The sequence below is a fragment of the Shewanella sp. genome (assembly GCF_047975355.1).
In the GTDB taxonomy this organism is placed as follows: Bacteria; Pseudomonadota; Gammaproteobacteria; order Enterobacterales; family Shewanellaceae; genus Shewanella.
Genome location: NZ_JBKEDJ010000046.1, coordinates 1 through 19,563 on the forward strand (window position 1 = coordinate 1; position 19,563 = coordinate 19,563).

Annotated in this window: 18 protein-coding genes; all 18 read right to left on the minus strand. The window is 45.9% G+C overall.

All coding sequences use genetic code 11. The features are described from left to right. Positions 1 to 255: 255 nt before the first annotated feature. The gene (glmS, locus tag ACK5NH_RS13660) at positions 256 to 2,085 is read right to left on the minus strand and encodes a glutamine--fructose-6-phosphate transaminase (isomerizing) (protein WP_416920908.1); all 1,830 of its coding nucleotides are present in this window, start codon (positions 2,083 to 2,085) and stop codon (positions 256 to 258) included. A 75-nt stretch (positions 2,086 to 2,160) separates the two neighbouring features. Beyond that, positions 2,161 to 2,931 carry a DeoR/GlpR family DNA-binding transcription regulator gene (locus ACK5NH_RS13665; RefSeq protein ID WP_416920910.1) on the minus strand — a complete coding sequence of 257 codons (771 nt, stop codon included), beginning with the start codon at positions 2,929 to 2,931 and terminating at the stop codon, positions 2,161 to 2,163. Between the two features lie 203 nt (positions 2,932 to 3,134). Continuing rightward, positions 3,135 to 5,246: a TonB-dependent receptor gene (locus tag ACK5NH_RS13670; RefSeq protein ID WP_416920912.1), complete on the minus strand. Its 2,112-nt coding sequence runs from the start codon at positions 5,244 to 5,246 to the stop codon at positions 3,135 to 3,137. 260 nt (positions 5,247 to 5,506) lie between these two features. Further along, on the minus strand, positions 5,507 to 6,871 hold the full coding sequence (glmU, locus tag ACK5NH_RS13675; protein WP_416920914.1) for a bifunctional UDP-N-acetylglucosamine diphosphorylase/glucosamine-1-phosphate N-acetyltransferase GlmU: 1,365 nt from the start codon (positions 6,869 to 6,871) through the stop codon (positions 5,507 to 5,509). 170 nt (positions 6,872 to 7,041) lie between these two features. Beyond that, the gene (locus ACK5NH_RS13680) at positions 7,042 to 7,470 is read right to left on the minus strand and encodes a F0F1 ATP synthase subunit epsilon (protein WP_011624645.1); all 429 of its coding nucleotides are present in this window, start codon (positions 7,468 to 7,470) and stop codon (positions 7,042 to 7,044) included. A 36-nt stretch (positions 7,471 to 7,506) separates the two neighbouring features. Then, entirely contained in the window at positions 7,507 to 8,898 is a 1,392-nt protein-coding gene (gene atpD, locus ACK5NH_RS13685) for a F0F1 ATP synthase subunit beta (RefSeq protein WP_011718832.1), read from the minus strand. 35 nt (positions 8,899 to 8,933) lie between these two features. Further along, complete coding sequence (gene atpG / locus ACK5NH_RS13690) at positions 8,934 to 9,794, minus strand: F0F1 ATP synthase subunit gamma (protein WP_416920917.1); 861 nt, start codon at positions 9,792 to 9,794, stop codon at positions 8,934 to 8,936. A 50-nt stretch (positions 9,795 to 9,844) separates the two neighbouring features. Beyond that, positions 9,845 to 11,386 (minus strand): F0F1 ATP synthase subunit alpha, encoded by a 1,542-nt coding sequence (gene atpA, locus ACK5NH_RS13695; protein ID WP_416920919.1) that lies wholly within the window; start codon positions 11,384 to 11,386, stop codon positions 9,845 to 9,847. 14 nt (positions 11,387 to 11,400) lie between these two features. Continuing rightward, positions 11,401 to 11,934 carry a F0F1 ATP synthase subunit delta gene (gene atpH / locus ACK5NH_RS13700; protein ID WP_416920921.1) on the minus strand — a complete coding sequence of 178 codons (534 nt, stop codon included), beginning with the start codon at positions 11,932 to 11,934 and terminating at the stop codon, positions 11,401 to 11,403. A 16-nt stretch (positions 11,935 to 11,950) separates the two neighbouring features. Next, positions 11,951 to 12,421, minus strand: a complete 471-nt coding sequence (gene atpF, locus ACK5NH_RS13705; protein WP_011624650.1) for a F0F1 ATP synthase subunit B — start codon at positions 12,419 to 12,421, stop codon at positions 11,951 to 11,953. Between the two features lie 38 nt (positions 12,422 to 12,459). After that, positions 12,460 to 12,711: a F0F1 ATP synthase subunit C gene (gene atpE, locus ACK5NH_RS13710; protein WP_006083840.1), complete on the minus strand. Its 252-nt coding sequence runs from the start codon at positions 12,709 to 12,711 to the stop codon at positions 12,460 to 12,462. A gap of 70 nt (positions 12,712 to 12,781) precedes the next feature. Continuing rightward, positions 12,782 to 13,576 (minus strand): F0F1 ATP synthase subunit A, encoded by a 795-nt coding sequence (gene atpB, locus ACK5NH_RS13715; RefSeq protein WP_011624651.1) that lies wholly within the window; start codon positions 13,574 to 13,576, stop codon positions 12,782 to 12,784. A gap of 12 nt (positions 13,577 to 13,588) precedes the next feature. Beyond that, positions 13,589 to 13,972, minus strand: a complete 384-nt coding sequence (locus ACK5NH_RS13720; protein WP_011624652.1) for an ATP synthase subunit I — start codon at positions 13,970 to 13,972, stop codon at positions 13,589 to 13,591. A 225-nt stretch (positions 13,973 to 14,197) separates the two neighbouring features. After that, on the minus strand, positions 14,198 to 15,076 hold the full coding sequence (locus tag ACK5NH_RS13725) for a ParB/RepB/Spo0J family partition protein (protein WP_416920924.1): 879 nt from the start codon (positions 15,074 to 15,076) through the stop codon (positions 14,198 to 14,200). 9 nt (positions 15,077 to 15,085) lie between these two features. Next, positions 15,086 to 15,874 carry a ParA family protein gene (locus tag ACK5NH_RS13730; protein WP_011718840.1) on the minus strand — a complete coding sequence of 263 codons (789 nt, stop codon included), beginning with the start codon at positions 15,872 to 15,874 and terminating at the stop codon, positions 15,086 to 15,088. 74 nt (positions 15,875 to 15,948) lie between these two features. Then, on the minus strand, positions 15,949 to 16,569 hold the full coding sequence (rsmG, locus tag ACK5NH_RS13735; RefSeq protein WP_416920927.1) for a 16S rRNA (guanine(527)-N(7))-methyltransferase RsmG: 621 nt from the start codon (positions 16,567 to 16,569) through the stop codon (positions 15,949 to 15,951). A 117-nt stretch (positions 16,570 to 16,686) separates the two neighbouring features. After that, the gene (mnmG, locus tag ACK5NH_RS13740) at positions 16,687 to 18,576 is read right to left on the minus strand and encodes a tRNA uridine-5-carboxymethylaminomethyl(34) synthesis enzyme MnmG (RefSeq protein ID WP_416920930.1); all 1,890 of its coding nucleotides are present in this window, start codon (positions 18,574 to 18,576) and stop codon (positions 16,687 to 16,689) included. Between the two features lie 440 nt (positions 18,577 to 19,016). Beyond that, positions 19,017 to 19,457, minus strand: coding sequence for an FMN-binding protein MioC (gene mioC, locus ACK5NH_RS13745; protein ID WP_416920932.1), 441 nt, complete (start codon positions 19,455 to 19,457; stop codon positions 19,017 to 19,019). Positions 19,458 to 19,563 lie beyond the last annotated feature (106 nt).

Genomic DNA, 19,563 nt, shown 5'->3' on the forward strand with positions numbered 1-19,563 from the left:
TATCCAATTTCGAACAGTCAAACAAGCAGATAAAGCACGAAAAGCAGGGTTTATAGATGAGATTTTGTAGGGCGACTCATTCGTTTGACTAAAGGTGTTCTAACGAGCTTTGGAGCATAAACGTTTTAGAAATGGCAGCGTACCTATGAGAACGCTGCCATTTTAGTATGATACTTTAATACTCAGTATGAATCTTTATTACTTAGTGTGAGACTTTATTACTCTCCCACAGGCGGTTTTTTAATTGCTTCCGATTTATTCCACCGTCACCGATTTAGCAAGGTTACGTGGTTGATCCACATCGGTGCCCTTAATTAAGGCAACGTGATACGAGAGCAACTGTAATGGGATAGTGTAAATCAGCGGTGCCATAAAGATATCGCAATGTGGAACTGGGATAACCTTCATGGTCTCGTCAGATTCAAACTCAGCATCCACATCGGCGAAGACATACATTAAGCCTCCACGGGCACGCACCTCTTCAACGTTAGATTTCAGCTTTTCTAACAGTTCGTTGTTTGGCGCAACCACGATGACGGGCATGTCGGCATCAATCAACGCCAGTGGACCATGTTTCAGTTCGCCAGAGGCATATGCCTCAGCATGGATGTAGGAGATCTCTTTTAGTTTGAGCGCACCTTCCATGGCTATCGGGTACTGATCGCCACGGCCAAGGAATAAGGCATGGTGTTTGTCGGCAAAGTCTTCCGCCAATTCGGCAATCGCATCATCTAAGCTTAAGGCTTGTTCCACTTTGGCAGGCATAGACTGTAGGCTTTGGGTGATCTCCGCCTGCATTTGCTCAGACATACCATTATGGCGACCGATCACCGCCGTCAGCATTAACAAACCCGCTAATTGCACGGTAAAGGCTTTAGTTGAAGCAACGCCAATTTCAGCACCCGCTTTCATCATGTACGCCATATCAGACTCACGGACTAAGGAAGAGCCAGGAGCGTTACAGATAGTCAGCGTCGCCTTATAACCCATTTCTTTAGCTAGGCGCATCGCCGCCAGCGTATCGGCAGTCTCGCCCGATTGAGAAATGGTCACCAACAGGCTGTTCGGGAACAAATGCGACTTACGGTAGCGGAATTCGGAGGCGATTTCGACATTACAAGAAACGCCGGCCCAATCCTCTAACCAATAACGCGCCGCCATACCCGCATGATAGCTAGTACCACAGGCAATGATTTGTACGTGCTTGATATCTTTTAAGAACTCAGCAGCATTATCACCAAAAGCCGTGTCGAGCACTTGCTTGTTAGCGATGCGACCTTCGATAGTGCGTGTCAGCGCCAATGGCTGCTCATAAATCTCTTTGAGCATATAGTGGCGATATTCACCTTTGTCACCGGCATCGTGGGTGATTTCAGATTCTTTAACTTCGCGCTCAACTTTATTGCCATGCACATCGAAAATGCTCACTGTGCGACGAGTCACTTCAGCCACATCACCTTCTTCTAAAAACGCGAAAGAACGGGTCACAGGCAATAGCGCCAATTGATCAGAGGCGACAAAGTTTTCACCTAAACCAAAACCAATTACCAGTGGACTACCAGAACGCGCCACAACCATGCGCTCGCTATCGCGACGGTCAATCACCACAGTGCCATAAGCGCCTTCGAGTTGTTTTACCGTGGCTTGCACCGCAGCCAGTAAGGTGTCGTGCGTTTTTAATTCGTGATGAACTAAGTGGCAAATCACTTCGGTGTCGGTATCAGAATTGAAGTGATAGCCCAGCTCTTTAAGCATTTCGCGCAGTTTATGATGGTTTTCGATAATGCCATTGTGCACCACGGCAATATCGCCTTCCGATAAATGTGGGTGAGCATTGCGCTCGCTTGGCTCACCGTGGGTCGCCCAACGTGTATGCGCAATACCTGTGCCGCCCGCTAGCGGGTCGGTTTCGAGTGCGGCAGAGAGCTCCTGCACTTTACCCACGCGGCGAGTGCGATTGAGCTCGCCATTGTGGATAACGGCAACACCAGCGGAGTCATATCCACGATATTCTAAACGACGTAAACCTTCGACCAGAATTTCGGCCACATCCCTTTGCGCCACGGCGCCAACGATTCCGCACATAGTTTTTACCTATAAAATGAAAAATAAAAATGAAGTTGTTTTAGACATTTGCTTTGGTTTATCACGGGCAAATGCCTAAGGCGAGTAGGGCGCTAAGATGACTTTCACGCCTTGCTCGGTAATTTGGTTAAGGGCGCTCTCATCGATGCGAGCATCGGTGACTAGCACACTGATTTGCGTCCAAGGTAGTTCTAAGTTAGGGATCCGCTTACCAATTTTGTCCGAATCCACCATCACGATCACTTCGCGCGAAACCTCAGCCATCACCTTGCTTAAACCTGTCAGCTCATTAAAGGTGGTGGTGCCGCGCGCTAAATCGATACCGTCGGCACCGATAAACAGTTGGTCGAAGTTATAGGAGCGTAATACCTGCTCGGCCACTTGCCCCTGGAACGACTCAGAATGGGGATCCCAGGTACCACCAGTCATCAACAGGGTGGGCTCATTTTCCAGTTCATGAATCGCATTCGCCAAATGTAAGGCATTGGTCATGACCACCAGCCCACGCTTGTGATTCAGCTCGGCGATCAGGCCTGAAGTGGTGGTGCCACTGTCGATGATGATGCGATTGTGATCTTTAATCAGCTGCGCCGCGGCTTTAGCGATGGATAACTTGTTAGGGGCAATCTTGGCAGAAAACTGTTGTGTCACTTCATCGGGAATAGCCACAGCACCACCATAGCGGCGTAGCAATAGTCCGGTTTTTTCAAGCTCTGCCAAGTCTTTGCGAATAGTTACTTCTGAGGTTTCGAAACGTAATGACAACTCATCGACACTCACTTCACCCTGTTCATTCAGAATGCTGATAATACTGTGGCGTCGTTGCTGTGTGTTTCGTTTATTCATAAAACCTTTCAGTTAACTTTCGATTCGAAAGTTACATTATAGAGAAACGAAACATTTTTGCTAGTATTCGAAAGGTGTTTTTAGAGTGAAAATGATGTAGTTGCTGAGTTTTTAAAATTAACCTAATGAAAAGCAATAAAAAAGCAGTTCACCTATCGATGAACTGCTTTGAGCGAGCTAAAACTTAAGCGTCGAAAGTGAAGTTAGAACTTAGCTTCAAGTGCTACACTGAAGTTACGGTCTTGGCCTAGGGTCACCATATTGTATTGACCACCATCGATATAATCGGTATCAAACAGGTTTCTCACGTTCGCACGGATGCTTACGTCTTTACCCATAATATCCATAGTGTAGGCAGCACCAATATCGAAGCGAACATAACCGTCTTTACTGATAGTGTTATCCAGGTTAGCAAAACGCTCGCCAACATAGATAGCACCGAAGTTCATTGCAAAGTTATCGGTTACTTCATAACGAGTCCAGATATTGGCCGACCATTCAGGGGCATCGATAGGCGTTTTACCTTCACGCTCATCACCCGTTTGATACTCAGCATCGAGGTACATCATAGATGAAGTTACAAACCAGCTATCACCTAGCTTACCTTGGGCACCGACTTCAAAACCACGGTGTTTTTGCTCACCGCCTTGGGTGGTAATATCAGTGTAATCACCGATAGGCGTGGGTAATTTCTCAGAAATGGTGATGTTTTCAAGTGTGATATCAAATGCCGCAGCCGTTAATAACAAGCTATCGTCAAACAATTCCCACTTAGTTCCCACTTCATATTGAATACCGTATTCAGGCTTTAAATTAAGCTTATTGTTTACGTCATATTCGTTATTCACTGCACCTTGCGGGGTGAAGCTTTTTGAATAGTTAACATAAATACTGCCGTTATCTGTAGGTGAGTAGATCACCCCAAATTTTGGCGATACGGCATAGCTATTTTCACCTTCACCATTTTTTTTCTGTTCGTCATAACGTACACCTGCGAGCAATTTCCATTGTTCGTTGATGGTCATTAAGTCTTGCAGATAGAAACCATAGTATTTGTAATCGCTTTCATACTTAGTGGTATCTCTATGATAATCTAAATCAGGTTTTGCAACTGGCAGGCCAGGGACAACGGTAATAGTGCCTTTAGTCGCCTTGTTAACATATCTCTCTATATACTGACCATAATAATAATCGAGGTAGTTAGCACCAATCAGTAATTGATGTTCCATACCCGCTAATGCAAACTCGCCTGTAAAATCGATATAAGCGGTTTTATGTTGCCAATCATCGTAACGATCGAATGGCTTTATTTTATAACCACTAGTAAATGGATCTTCATTATATTGCGGCGCAGAATCGAAACGCTGGCGGTTAAACTGTTGATCGTTATAACCCAGTTTAACTTTCCAATCGTCACTCATATGCCAAGTTAAATCGGCACCTAAATTTGAAACCGTGTTATCGGTAAAGGCCCAAGGCGCATCCCAGATGGTTTTACGCTGGCCGACAACATTACCTTGCTTATCTAACCAACTGCCAGCATCGATACCGGTTTTATCTTGGGTATGGTCGTATTTCAGCGACAATAACAGATCATCACTGATATCGAATTCTAGGTTCAAATAACCTAACCAACGGTCACGTTCTTGGTTTTCATCGGTCGTTGAATATTCACGCCAGTATTTAGTGTCTTGTTTGACTAACACACCGCGGTAACGAATGCTTTGAGCCTCGTTTAAGCTGCCACCCGCATCTAACTGCGCACGGGTAGAGCCGTAACCGTCGGTATCAAACCCTAAGTTGAGCATAGAATCGTAGGTAGGCTTCTTGGTGACCATATTCACCAAACCGCCGGGGCCAGATTGGCCATACAACATGCTCGAAGGGCCTTTAAGAACTTCTACCTGCTGCAGGGTTTCGATAGGTTGAACGTAATGAGACCATTGCTGGTGGCCGTTGATCAGATAACCGTTGCCTGAATCTAATTCAAAACCACGAATACTGAAGACTTGGCGGTTCCAACGAGTGGTACCCGCCGTTACGCTCGAATCGTTAACTAAGACTTCCGCAAGGTTAGTCGCTAATTGCTCATCAGTGACAAAGTCAGGGATAACATTCACGGATTGTGGTGTATCCATTAAATCAATATCACCACGCATAGCACCGGATGCACTACCCACTTTGTAGTCGTTAAATGTACGGCCAGTGACATTAATGCGCTCAATGTTTGCATCGTTTGGCGCTTCGGCTATAACAGGCATCGCCATTAATGCAGACCCTACGGCCAAACCTACAACTGAATATTTAAATACCATTGCCAACACCTCAAGTAGACCTTTCGTCTTAGAATTGCAGGCAATATAAATAAGAATTGTTTTTATTTAATCATCTTTACACGAATTTACAATTCAGCGTGACCTAGATCAACTTTCAATAAAAACAATGAATTAGCCTTAACATTACAGTCTTAATTCAACATTAATTTGGCTAATTTTTATTTGGTGAGGATTTTTAGCTTTGACAAAAAAACATAAAGCGGCAATAAGCCGCTTTATGTTGACTGAGTACTACGCCATTATTTCTTAATCTTTACCGGACGTTGCCAGCCAGTCAGATGCTTTTGTTTAACACGGGTGATAACTAGCTCATCCTCACCCACATCACGGGTAATTGTTGACCCTGCACCGAGTGTCGCGCCTTTACCAATGGTCACAGGCGCTACCAGCTGAGTATCACTCCCAACAAACACATCATCTTCAATCACGGTTAAATGTTTATTGGCACCATCGTAATTACAGGTAATAGTGCCCGCACCAATATTCACGCCCGCACCGATTTGTGCATCACCTAGATAGGCTAAATGACCCGCCTTAGAACCCACACCTAAAACGGCCTTTTTCATCTCAACGAAGTTGCCGATATGGGCATCCTGCATTAACTCGGCACCTGGGCGTAAACGGGCAAAAGGCCCGGCACTGGCGGCAACGCCCAGCTTAGCGCCTTCGATAATAGAGTAAGGTTTGATCTCGGCATTATCGGCAATTTCACAGTCGATAAGAATCGCGCCAGCGCCGATGCTAACGTTATTACCAATCACGACTTTGCCTTCGAAAATCACGTTCACGTCGACCATTACATCCATACCGACCGTCACTTCACCACGGATATCGATACGGCTTGGGTCACGTAGGTTTGCACCAGCGATCATCAGCTTCTCAGCTTCGCGGGCCTGATAAGCTCGCTCTAATTGGGCGAGTTGCACGCGGTTATTAGCACCTTCCACCTCAATGGCAGATTGTGGCTGAGCGGTATTAATCTCAACCCCGTCAGCGTGGGCCATGGCGATAATATCGGTCAGGTAGTATTCACCCTGAGCATTGTTATTCGATAGGCGACCAAGCCAGGTTTTTAACGCCTTGCCAGGAACCGCCATAATGCCTGTGTTGATTTCATTAATGGTGAGTTGCTCGGCATTGGCATCCTTTTGCTCGACGATACCGACAACCTTGCCGTGCTCGCGCACGATACGGCCATAGCCAGTTGGATTACTAAGATTAACGGTTAAAATCGCCACACCATTATCGGGACGCGCAGCAAGCAAAGCTTCAAGCGTAGAGGCTTGGATTAACGGCACATCACCGTAGAGGATCAGCACAGTGTCATTATCATCGATATTAGGAATCGCCTGAGCGACCGCATGGCCTGTGCCTAACTGTTCGGCTTGCAACATCCAATTGAGTTGCTGCTCACCCAAAGCCGATTTTAATTTGTCGGCGCCATAGCCATAAACCAATTGAATGGCATCGCTGCCGATACTGTGGGCTGTATCGATAACATGCTGCACCATGCTCTTGTGGGCGATAGGATGTAATACCTTGGGAAGATCCGAGCGCATGCGAGTTCCTTTTCCTGCCGCTAAGATCACTACATTTAATGCCATTGCTATATCCTTGATTAACATCCCAAAGGGATAAACTGAGCTCGATTTAATGGCGCAATTTTAACGGAAAGGCGCAGCAAAGCGAAAGGCAGATATCAAAACGCAGCGAAAAAACCAACAAAAAAGGCGGGTATCTTTCGATAACCGCCTTTTATCACAAACAATAACCTTTATCTGGCAATGTTTTTCTTGATGGTTTCAACAACACGTAATTGAGCCATTGCTTTCGCTAACTCAACCATAGCGGCGTCATAATTGAAGTCCGCACCCGCAGTCGCCATATGGGCTTCTGCACGACGCTTGGCTTCTAATGCTGCCTGCTCATCAATATCTTTGGCACGCATAACCACATCAGCCAACACAGAAACAGAAGAAGGTTGTACTTCCAGTAAACCACCAGAAAGATAAAACACTTCTTCGCTGCCGTCTTGTTTGACGATGCGCGCCATGCCAGGTTTGATATAGCTTAACAGTGGAGCGTGGCCATGCATGATGCCCAACTCACCTTCAGAACCGGTCACTTGTAGGCTAGCTACGCGACCTGAGAAGATGCTGCTCTCTGCGCTTACTATATCAAGCTGTACTGTCATGGCTGCCATCCCGTTCTCCTTAAAAAACTAAGTATGACTACTTAGTTATTTCTTTTTGTTAGCTTTCTCGACAGCTTCGTCGATAGAACCAACCATGTAGAACGCTTGTTCTGGAATGTGGTCGAACTCGCCACTCAGAATTCCCTTGAAGCCACGGATAGTGTCTTTCAGAGATACGTACTTACCAGGAGAACCAGTAAAGACTTCTGCTACGTGGAAAGGCTGAGACAAGAAACGCTCAATCTTACGTGCACGGGAAACGGTCATCTTATCTTCGTCTGACAGTTCGTCCATACCGAGAATCGCAATGATGTCTTTCAGCTCTTTGTAGCGTTGCAGAACAGTTTGTACACCGTTAGCTACGTCATAGTGCTCTTGACCAACAACCAATGGATCTAATTGACGAGAAGTAGAATCCAGTGGGTCAACCGCTGGGTAAATACCCAGAGAAGCGATTTGACGTGACAATACAACAGTCGCATCTAAGTGAGCGAAGGTTGTTGCTGGTGACGGGTCAGTCAAGTCGTCCGCAGGTACGTATACCGCTTGTACAGAGGTAATAGAACCAGTCTTAGTTGAAGTAATACGCTCTTGCAGAACGCCCATTTCTTCAGCCAGAGTGGGTTGGTAACCTACTGCAGAAGGCATACGACCTAACAGTGCTGATACTTCAGTACCGGCTAGGGTGTAACGGTAGATGTTGTCAACGAACAACAGAACGTCACGACCTTCGTCACGGAATTTTTCAGCCATAGTCAGACCGGTCAGTGCTACACGCAGACGGTTTCCTGGTGGCTCGTTCATTTGGCCATAAACCATGGCTACTTTGTCGAGAACGCCAGAATCCTTCATCTCGTAGTAGAAGTCGTTACCCTCACGAGTACGCTCACCTACACCGGCGAATACAGAAAGACCTGAGTGAGCTTTAGCGATGTTGTTAATCAGTTCCATCATGTTAACTGTCTTACCAACACCCGCACCACCGAACAGACCTACTTTACCACCCTTAGCGAATGGACATACAAGGTCGATAACCTTGATACCAGTCTCTAACAGTTCAGTCGTGTTTGATTGCTCTTCGTATGAAGGAGCGCTGCGGTGAATCACATAACGTTCTTCTTCGCCAATTGCGCCAGCTTCATCAATAGGGTCGCCTAATACGTTCATGATACGGCCAAGAGTGGCGGTACCAACAGGAACAGAAATAGGTGAACCTGAGTTTACTACCTCAAGACCACGACGCAGACCATCAGAAGTACCCATAGCGATGGTACGAACTACACCACCACCTAGTTGTTGCTGAACTTCCAGCACCAAACCATTACAGGAGCCTTCACCTGTGATCTTCAGAGCGTCATATACCTGAGGTACGGCATCTTGTGGAAACTCTACGTCCACAACCGCGCCAATCACTTGGACAACAGTACCTGTGCTCATGATTAATCCTCTAAAACTTGTATTCGTTACCTAACCTAAACCGCAGAGGCACCAGAAACAATTTCCGACAGTTCCTGCGTAATCGCAGCCTGACGAGCCTTGTTATAGACCAATTGCAAATCGTCAATCAGTGTACCCGCGTTGTCTGTTGCCGCCTTCATCGCCACCATACGGGCAGCCTGTTCAGAAGCAATGTTTTCAACAACACCTTGGTAAACCTGAGATTCTACATAACGAACCAATAAGGTATCCAAAAGGGCTTTTGGATCTGGCTCGTAGATGTAGTCCCAACGATGAGCAACCTCATCATCTTCCGATTTAGGCAAAGGTAGCAGCTGCTCGATCACAGGAGTCTGCGTCATAGTGTTTACAAACTTGTTGAACACTACGTACAGACGATCCAGTTTGCCTTCGTTGTAAGCATCTAGCATTACACGTACTGTCCCGATCAGGTCAGCGAGCTTTGGCGCATCGCCTAAACCTGAAGCATGGGCAGATACTTGACCGCCAAAGCTTTTGAAAAACTGAACACTACGAGCGCCAATTGGGCAAAATTCAAATTCTGCACCTTGCTCTTTCCAGCTTTTCACGTCTGAAGCAACCTTTTTAAAGAGGTTGACGTTCAGACCACCACAAAGGCCACGGTCGGTTGCTACAACAATGTAACCAACCCGCTTGGCCTCTCTCACCTCTAAGTAGGGGTGTTTATACTCGAGAGAACCTTGCGCTACGTGACCGATCACCTTACGCATGCTTTCCGCGTATGGACGGCTTGCAGCCATGCGTTCCTGCGCTCTGCGCATTTTGCTGGCTGCCACCATTTCCATGGCGGACGTGATCTTCTGAGTGTTTTTCACACTCGCGATCTTGGTTTTAATCTCTTTAGCGCCGGCCATCTCTACTCTCCAATCTGGACCTGAGGTGCCTTAAGACACCTCTATCATTGTTACCAGGTTTGGGTTGCTACGAACTTGTCGAGGCCAGCTTTTAATTCAGCTTCGATATCGGCGTTATAATCGCCAGTCTCGTTGATAAGCTTGATTAAAGCAGCATGCTCGCTGTTCATGTACGAGAGCAGAGCGGCTTCGAAATCACCAACTTTTTTCAGCTCAACGCCCTTCAGGTAACCTTTTTCAGCTGCGAAAATTGACACAGCTTGAGCGGCTACGCTCATAGGAGCATATTGTTTTTGCTTCATCAGTTCGGTAACACGCACACCATGCTCAAGTTGAGCACGAGTTGCATCGTCTAAGTCAGATGCAAACTGTGAGAACGCAGCAAGTTCACGATACTGTGCTAGAGCGGTACGGATACCACCAGACAGTTTCTTGATGATCTTAGTCTGAGCCGCACCACCAACACGAGAAACAGAAATACCTGGGTTAACAGCTGGACGTAAGCCAGAGTTAAACAGATCGGTCTCAAGGAAGATCTGACCGTCAGTAATAGAAATTACGTTGGTCGGTACGAATGCAGATACGTCACCCGCCTGAGTTTCAATAATAGGCAGCGCGGTTAAAGAACCGGTTTGACCTGTTACAGCACCCTTAGTGAACTTCTCTACATATTCTTCGTTTACGCGTGAAGCACGCTCTAATAAACGAGAGTGTAGATAGAATACGTCACCAGGATAAGCTTCACGGCCTGGTGGACGCTTCAGCAGTAACGAGATCTGACGGTAAGCAACAGCTTGCTTAGACAGGTCATCGTATACGATCAGAGCATCTTCACCGCGGTCGCGGAAGTATTCACCCATAGCACAACCAGAGTATGGTGCTAAGTATTGCAGTGCTGCAGCTTCAGAAGCTGTTGCTACTACAACGATAGTGTTAGCTAATGCACCGTGCTCTTCTAGCTTGCGTACTACGTTAGCGATTGTAGAAGCCTTTTGGCCTACCGCTACGTACACACACTTGATGCTAGAATCGCGCTGGTTGATGATTGCGTCGATCGCCATAGCTGTTTTACCAGTTTGACGGTCGCCAATGATCAATTCACGTTGGCCACGACCGATTGGGATCATAGCGTCAACGGCTTTATAACCAGTTTGAACTGGTTGATCTACTGACTTACGCTCGATAACACCTGGTGCGATCACTTCAACAGGAGAGAAACCATCGTTGTCGATAGCGCCTTTTCCATCAATTGGCTCACCCAGAGTGTTAACTACACGGCCTAACAGGCCGCGACCGACTGGAACTTCCAGAATACGGCCAGTAGTTTTAACTTTTACGCCCTCTGCTAAATCAGCATAAGGACCCATTACTACGGCACCGACAGAATCACGTTCAAGGTTCAACGCGATTGCAAAACGGCTACCAGGCAGTTCGATCATTTCACCTTGCATCACATCGGCTAGACCGTGGATGCGGATAATGCCGTCACTAACCGCAACGATAGTACCTTCGTTACGAGATTCGCTAACGACTTCGAACTGCTCGATCCGCTGCTTAATCAGATCGCTGATTTCAGTGGAATTCAGTTGCATGCTCAAACTCCCAATTACGACTGCAGCTTTTCAGACAGACGCGATAACTTACCGCGGACAGAGCCATCAATGACTAAGTCACCTGCCTTAATAATTACACCGGCGATGAGCGCGGCGTCAGTGCTGCAATTCAGCTTAACTTTGCGTGCGAGACGTTTCTCTAAAGAATTACTGATCTGCTGCTTTTGTTCAGAGCTGAGCTCAGCTGCAGAAACCACATCGGCTTCCACTTCTTTTGCCCACTCATTACGGTATTGAGCAAAAAGCTCAGATACAGCAGGTAGTACCTTTAAGCGACCGTTTTCAGCCATTACCTTTATCAAGTTCTGACCTTGCTCATTGATTTGCTCACCACACACACTAATGAAGAGTGCGGCAAGTTTTGTACTGGCTAAAGAGCCAGTTAGCAGTGGCTGCATGGTTTCGTTTTCACTTACCAGTGCGGCAAACGTGAGCATTTCTGCCCAGCTATCCACTGCGTTGTGTTCAACAGCAACGTCAAAAGCTGCCTTTGCGTAAGGGCGAGCGATGGTGGTTAATTCAGCCATAACTCAAACTCCCTTATCAAATTTCAGCGACTAGTTTATTAACTATGTCACTGTGGGCGGCTGGATCAATAGAACGCTCAAGGATCTTCTCAGCACCCATGATGGCAAGAGTAGCAACCTGCTTACGCAGATCCTCTTTCACGCGATTACGTTCAGCTTCAATTTCTGCTTTACCCTGAGCGATGATTTTTGCACGCTCAGCGTCTGCTTCGGCTTTAGCTTCTTCAACTATTTGAGCTTTACGCTTGTTAGCTTGCTCAATAATTTCGTTAGCAGTCACCTTGGCTTCTTTTAGTTGGTCAGTCGCTTTCGCTTGAGCCAACTCCAGGTCTTTTACCGCACGATCAGCATCAGCTAGACCGTCAGCAATCCTTTTTTGGCGCGCTTCGATGGCATTCATCAAAGGGGGCCATACAAACTTCATGCAGAACCACACGAAGATGATAAAGGCGACCGTCTGACCGATTAGGGTAGCGTTGAAATTCACAACAGCCTCCTATTTAGAGTTAAGACAGAAGCGTTTTCTTACAGCATTGCACCCAGCGGGTTGGTGAACAGCATGAATAATGCGATACCAACGCCGATCATTGTTACGGCGTCAAGCAGACCCGCTACGATGAACATTTTAACTTGCAGCATAGGAGCCATTTCTGGTTGACGCGCAGCGCCTTCCAGGAACTTGCCACCTAATAAGCCGAAACCGATTGCAGTACCAAGAGCACCCATACCAATCAGCAGAGCAACAGCGATAGCTGTCATGCCTAAAATCGTTTCCATCTGTATCTCCAGTATCTAAAATCTAAATCTAATTAGTTGATGATTTAGTTTAAAATTTCTTCAGCAATCCTTAATGATCTTCATGTGCCATGCTTAAGTAAACAATGGTCAACATCATGAAGATAAACGCCTGCAGCGTGATAACCAAAATGTGGAAAATTAACCAACCTAGTTGCAGAGTCACACCCAGGGAAGATAATAACAAGTTGGTACCATACATCAGCGCAATAAGGATGAAGATCAACTCACCTGCGTACAAGTTACCGAATAGACGCAATGCCAATGAAATTGGTTTAGCGATTAAGGTAACAGTCTCTAATAGGAGGTTGACGGGTATCATTGCCTTATGGTTAAAGGGCTGTAGCGTCAGTTCTTTAACAAAACCAGACACGCCTTTGACCTTAATGCTGTAGTAAATAATCAGCACAAACACACCAATAGCTAAGCTGAAGGTGATGTTTACGTCAGTCGTCGGAACCACTTTTAAGTATGGAACGCCCGCTAAACTTGCTAACCAAGGCAGCCAGTCTACAGGGAGCATATCCATGAAGTTCATCATGAATACCCATACAAAAATGGTCAGAGCTAAAGGCGCGATCAGGGCATTGCGGCCATGAAAACTTTCTTTCACGCTGTTATCAACGAACTCAACGATCATCTCGATAAAGCATTGCAGCTTACCGGGAACACCTGAAGTCGCTTTTTTACCAACACTACGGAAAATCCACAGGAACAGAACACCAAGACCAACCGAAAAGAACAACGAATCAATGTGCCATGTCCAGAAACCTTCACCAACGTGTAAGTTGGTAAGGTGATGCTGGATATAGCCCTGCGGTGTTAACGCTTCACCAGTTGCAGCCATGATTCATCCCACTTAACTTTGCTTGAAGTATAAAGGTGCTGTCCAATGCACTATCAACGTCAGTACGTAACAAACAAAAAGCGGCATAAATGCCACCTCGAGCTTGCTAAACACCAATGAAAACATTGCGATGGTTAACAGCAACTTTACCGCTTCCCCCCAGTAAAAAGTTTTAATCACTTTTGCAGCTGAACTTGCTCCCGTATGAGAGAAAGCGAGGGTCGCGAATACAAAATTAGGGAGCACAGCAATTGAACCACCTGCTAACGCAGAATAGCCAAACTGAACTCCCCACACGACGAAAAAGAGAATTGAAGCACCCCCAGCCACCGCCGCCTGCATCATCACCAATTTATAGGCTGACCACCGGCCACGACGCGCTAAAACCTTACTCAACTCATCCTCTCCGCATTCATACTTTTTGTTTCGATGACCGGATGACAAATATCCGTATTTTTGTCGATGCACAAAAAGCTTGCGAAAGTATACCTTTTCACGCCTTCATTGCAACTTTGAGATAAGGAAAAACAGCACTTTTAACGTGATATAGCGCCAAAACAGTCAAAATCCAAAATTAACATATGTCACAAATTTACATTAAAAACTGTTAATCTACAGACATTAACGAATTTTGCTAATAATTCCGTCTAATTCAGCCAGATTCTGATAGTTAATTACAATTTTACCCTTACCCTTACTGCTATGAGCAATCGAAACCTTAGCACCTAATCTTTCAATTAACTGCTGCTCTAAACGACAAACATCTTGATCTTTAGTCGTAGTTTCGACGGGTTTGGGCGGATTTAAGGTTTGATTAATCAATCGTTCAGTTTCGCGAACGGTTAATTCCTTGGCCGCCACTAATCTCGCCAGATTTGTTTGTTCTTCACCTTCAATTGCGAGCAAAGCGCGTGCATGGCCCATATCTATGTCGCCATACTCGAGTAGACGCTTAACCGGTTCATTTAAACCATTTAACCGTAACAAGTTAGATACACTCGCACGAGATTTTCCCACAACATCGGCGACCTGTTGGTGAGTCAGCTCAAATTCTTGCATCAAACGTTGTAATGCAATGGCTTCTTCCATGGCATTTAAGTCTTCACGTTGGATGTTTTCAATCAAGGCGATGGCAACCGCCGCTTCATCTGGCACAGGTTTAACGATACAAGGAATTTTTTCAATTCCCGCCAATTGGGAAGCACGCCAACGGCGTTCACCGGCAATAATCTCATACTGGCTATCGCTGACAGGACGCACCACAATCGGCTGAATAATGCCTTGATTGCGGATGGAATGAGCGAGTTCTTCCAATGCCTCGGGAGACATGTCCTTACGAGGTTGATATTTGCCCGGTTGTAACAGGTCGAGGTCAAGATGGATAAGCTCTTCTTTTTTATCGACAACAACCACTTCTTCCGTGTGTTTTTTACTCGCGGCGTGGCTGTTACTCAGTAAGGCATCTAAGCCTTTACCTAACCCTCTTTTCTTTAACGTCATGGTTATCCTTTACGCTCGCTTAGCCTGAGTTTTCTGTTCGGAACGGCGGATCATCTCACCAGCCAGCGCCAAATAAGCCTTAGCCCCCGCACTCGATTTATCGTAGTACATAGCGGGTGCACCAAAGCTCGGCGCCTCGGCCAAACGCACGTTACGTGGGATCACAGTGCGATAAACCTTATCGCCAAAGTGTTGTTTTAGCTGATCGGACACATCATTTGAGAGACGATTACGTGGATCGTACATAGTGCGTAGGATCCCTTCGATACCCAAACCAGGATTCACCACCGCTGCCAATTTGGTAATGGTATCAATCAAGGCGGTTAAACCTTCAAGCGCAAAGTACTCACACTGCATTGGCACCAGTACAGAGTCGGCAGCCGACATGGCATTGACCGTCAGCATGTTGAGCGAAGGAGGGCAGTCGATAAAGATATAATCGTATTGGTCTTTTATCGGGGCGAGCGCATTACGTAAACGCACTTCACGGGCAAAAAACTCCATGAGTTTGATTTCTGCCGCAGTCACATCGCCGTTACTGGCGATCAAATCGTATTTTCCCGTGGTATCTTTGACCACTATTTCATCGAAGGGCTTTTCTTCAACCAGCAATTCGTAAGCCGTATTCTCGACTTCGTATTTATCGACACCACTGCCCATGGTAGCATTGCCCTGAGGATCGAGATCGATCAGCAGCACTTTACGCTTAGTCGCGGCTAATGAGGCGGCTAAGTTGACACAAGTTGTTGTTTTCCCTACGCCACCTTTCTGGTTGGCCACGGCAATTACTTTACCCACAATGTCACCCTGTATGTAAATTCTGGTTTATTGCCTACTTAAAAATCCATATGATATGAGGAGCTTTAAGCCTGTTATTCTTTGATTATTTTGAGTAAATGTCTTTGCTCATCGAGTCTAGGCACTTGGAGTTCGATGGTTTCGGTCACCACAAATCCAGCGGGGATTTGTTGCATCTCTTCATCACTCAGTTGTCCCTTAAGCGCATAAAATTGTCCATGCTCAGCAGGCAAGTGATGGCACCATGTCAACATATCATGGATTGAGGCAAAGGCGCGGCTGAGCACTCCATCGAACTTTTGCTCTGGTTGATAAGCCTCAACTCGGCTCTCTATCGAGCTAATATTGTGAATGCCGAGTTCAAAGGCCACTTGTTTTTGAAAACGGATGCGCTTGCCTAAGCTATCGAGCAACACAAAGGTTTTATCGGGATTCATAATCGCTAAGGGAATGCCGGGCAACCCAGGACCGGTACCTACATCGATAAAGCGCTCGCCCTGCAAATAGGGCGACACCACTAAGCTATCCATGATATGACGGACAAGCATCGCCTCAGGATCTCTTACCGAGGTTAAGTTATAAGCTTTATTCCATTTGTTGAGCATGCCAACAAAATCAAGCAGTTGTTTTTTCTGCTCAGCCGTGGCGGGCAGATTAATTTCGGCTAAATAGGCCTCTAACTGGGCAGATAACACTGAACAACCTCAATAAAGATACGATTATAAACTCGCTGGCTATTATGAAGCCCTGAAACGTCGAAGGGAAGCCTGAATGCTTCCCTTCTGCGACCAAACTGGCGATTAAGCTAGCTTTTACGCGCTCTTGCGTAATAAACCGCGTTTTTTCAGATGCACCAGCAGAATTGAAATCGCTGCCGGAGTAATACCTGAGATACGCGATGCTTGCCCAATGGTTTCAGGCTTATGGCTATTTAACTTAGCAATAACCTCATTTGAAAGCCCTGGAACCTCTTTGTAATCAAGGTTCAATGGCAAACCAGTGTTCTCATTGCGTACCGCTTTGTTGATCTCTTCCTGCTGACGTTGGATATAACCAGAGTACTTCACTTGGATCTGTACTTGCTCGGCAGCAAGCGGATCGGCAAGTCCTGGGCCAAAGCCTTCAATTTGCATCAACTTGCTGTAATCCATTTCGGGACGACGCAGCAGTTCTTCAAACGACGCTTCACGGGAAATAGGTGTGTTTAAATGCGGATTTAACACTGGTACTAATGGTGAATTTGGATGGATCCATTGACTACGTAGACGTTGTAGCTCTAACTCGATCGATTCTAGTTTTTCACTGAAAGATGCCCAACGCGCATCATCAACCAGTCCTAATTCACGACCTTTTGCCGTTAAGCGCAGATCGGCGTTGTCTTCACGCAGCAATAGGCGGTATTCGGCGCGGCTGGTAAACATGCGGTAGGGTTCTTTGGTGCCTAAGGTTGATAAATCGTCAACCAATACACCGATGTAAGCTTCATCACGGCGAGGACACCAAGCTTCTTTGTCCTGAATCTGCAGCGCAGCGTTCATCCCCGCGAGTAAACCTTGTGCTCCAGCTTCTTCGTAACCCGTGGTACCGTTGATTTGGCCAGCGAAGAACAAACCATTGATAGTTTTGGTTTCTAACGAGTTTTTAAGATCCCTTGGATCGAAATAATCGTACTCAATCGCATAACCTGGGCGAACAATCTCAGCATTTTCCATACCTTGGATCGAACGAACCAGATTTAACTGCACATCGAAAGGCAAGCTGGTGGATATGCCGTTAGGGTAGATCTCGTTAGTATTTAAGCCTTCAGGTTCGATAAAGATCTGGTGAGATGATTTATCTGAAAAACGATGGATCTTATCTTCGATAGAAGGGCAGTAACGTGGACCAATTCCCTCGATCACACCTGAATACATAGGGCTGCGATCTAAGCCTCCACGAATAATATCGTGGGTTTTTTCATTGGTATGGGTGATCCAACATGAAATTTGTTTAGGGTGATGACTCACATCGCCCATAAATGACATCACAGGTAATGGCGTATCGCCTTTTTGCTCTGTCATCTGGGTAAAATCGATGGTATTAGCGTCGATACGTGGTGGTGTACCGGTTTTTAAACGGCCAACACGGATAGGCAACTCGCGTAAACGGTGGGCGAGTGCGATTGATGGTGGATCGCCAGCACGACCGCCACTGTAGTTTTCTAAACCAATGTGGATCTTGCCGCTTAGGAAGGTACCCGCTGTCAGTACCACTGCAGGTGCTTCAAAGGCTAGTCCCATTTGGGTAACCACACCCACGATGCGATCGTTCTCAACAACCAGATCATCAACCGCCTGTTGGAAAATACGTAAGTTGGGTTGGTTTTGCAGAATGTTTTGGATCTTCTGACGATATAGAGCGCGATCGGCCTGAGCCCGAGTTGCTCTTACCGCTGGGCCTTTACTCGAGTTTAGGGTTCTAAATTGGATCCCTGCATAGTCGGTTGCGATCGCCATTGCACCGCCTAGTGCATCGATTTCTTTTACCAAATGACCTTTGCCAATACCACCGATTGCAGGGTTGCATGACATTTGTCCTAAAGTATCAAGATTGTGCGTCAGCAATAATGTCTTAGAGCCCATTCTTGCTGCAGCCAATGCGGCTTCAGTTCCGGCATGACCACCACCTACAACAATAACATCAAACCGTTCATGAAAATGCATGACCCTACCTTTAGTAACTTAAGAGACCCAACGTGAGCCGATCATTTTAGCATTTGCTTTGAATGAGGTGAATGATCATTTTTAGAAAATGGATCCATAGGATCGGGACTAATAGATCTTAAGATCTTTATATAGATCTTCTTATTATGTTTACTATTAGGATCGCACTTCCCTGTGGGTAAGGCTATTTACTTATTTATATCAATAGGTAACAAGTTTTCATTCTTGTGATCTAGAGGCGATCTACTGTCATAAAAGGTGGGGATAGATCCGCTATTTATCCACAGGGTGGATCTTTGAGCGGATCAGGTTGTTAATAGCACAGAGGTTGATCAGATCTAAATAATAGTTTATCCACAAAAATATACATTGAATTGCTTTTATGTGGATAAACTAGATCTAAACTGTGGGTTGTTTGGGATGTTTTCCAAGAGAGAATCTTAAATTTGATCTTGCCATTGTGCCAACCAGGCTAAAGCTGGGTCTTCCGGCACAGGATCTTGTTGTACATCGATCTGGATCTTATCCACAATGACTTTTGCACCACTGTATTCGAGAACTTCAATTAATTTTTCAGGGCCTTGGCAAAATGTGTCATAACTCGAATCGCCAATTGCACATAAGGCGAACTGGACTTGGGTAAGATCCGGCGTGTTTAGCTGCAGTTCTTTACAAAATGGCTGTAAATTGTCGGGCAGATCACCGGCTCCGTGTGTCGATGAAACGATGATCCAAAGGGAATAAGGTTGCAGAGCATCCAATGTTGGGCTCAAAAAGGTATCAACTTCATGTCCTAATGGCGTGAGTTGAGCCTGCATTTCATCCGCAATATATTCACTGCTGCCGAGGGTGGTACCGACTAATATCGCTATCTTGGTCATTGTTACTGCTCTCTGTGGTCGTTAACTTCTATCATTTTTGGGGCTTACATCTATTTACAGTGTTTTACTGTATAAATTTACTCACTATTGATTTGCAGTCTGCTAG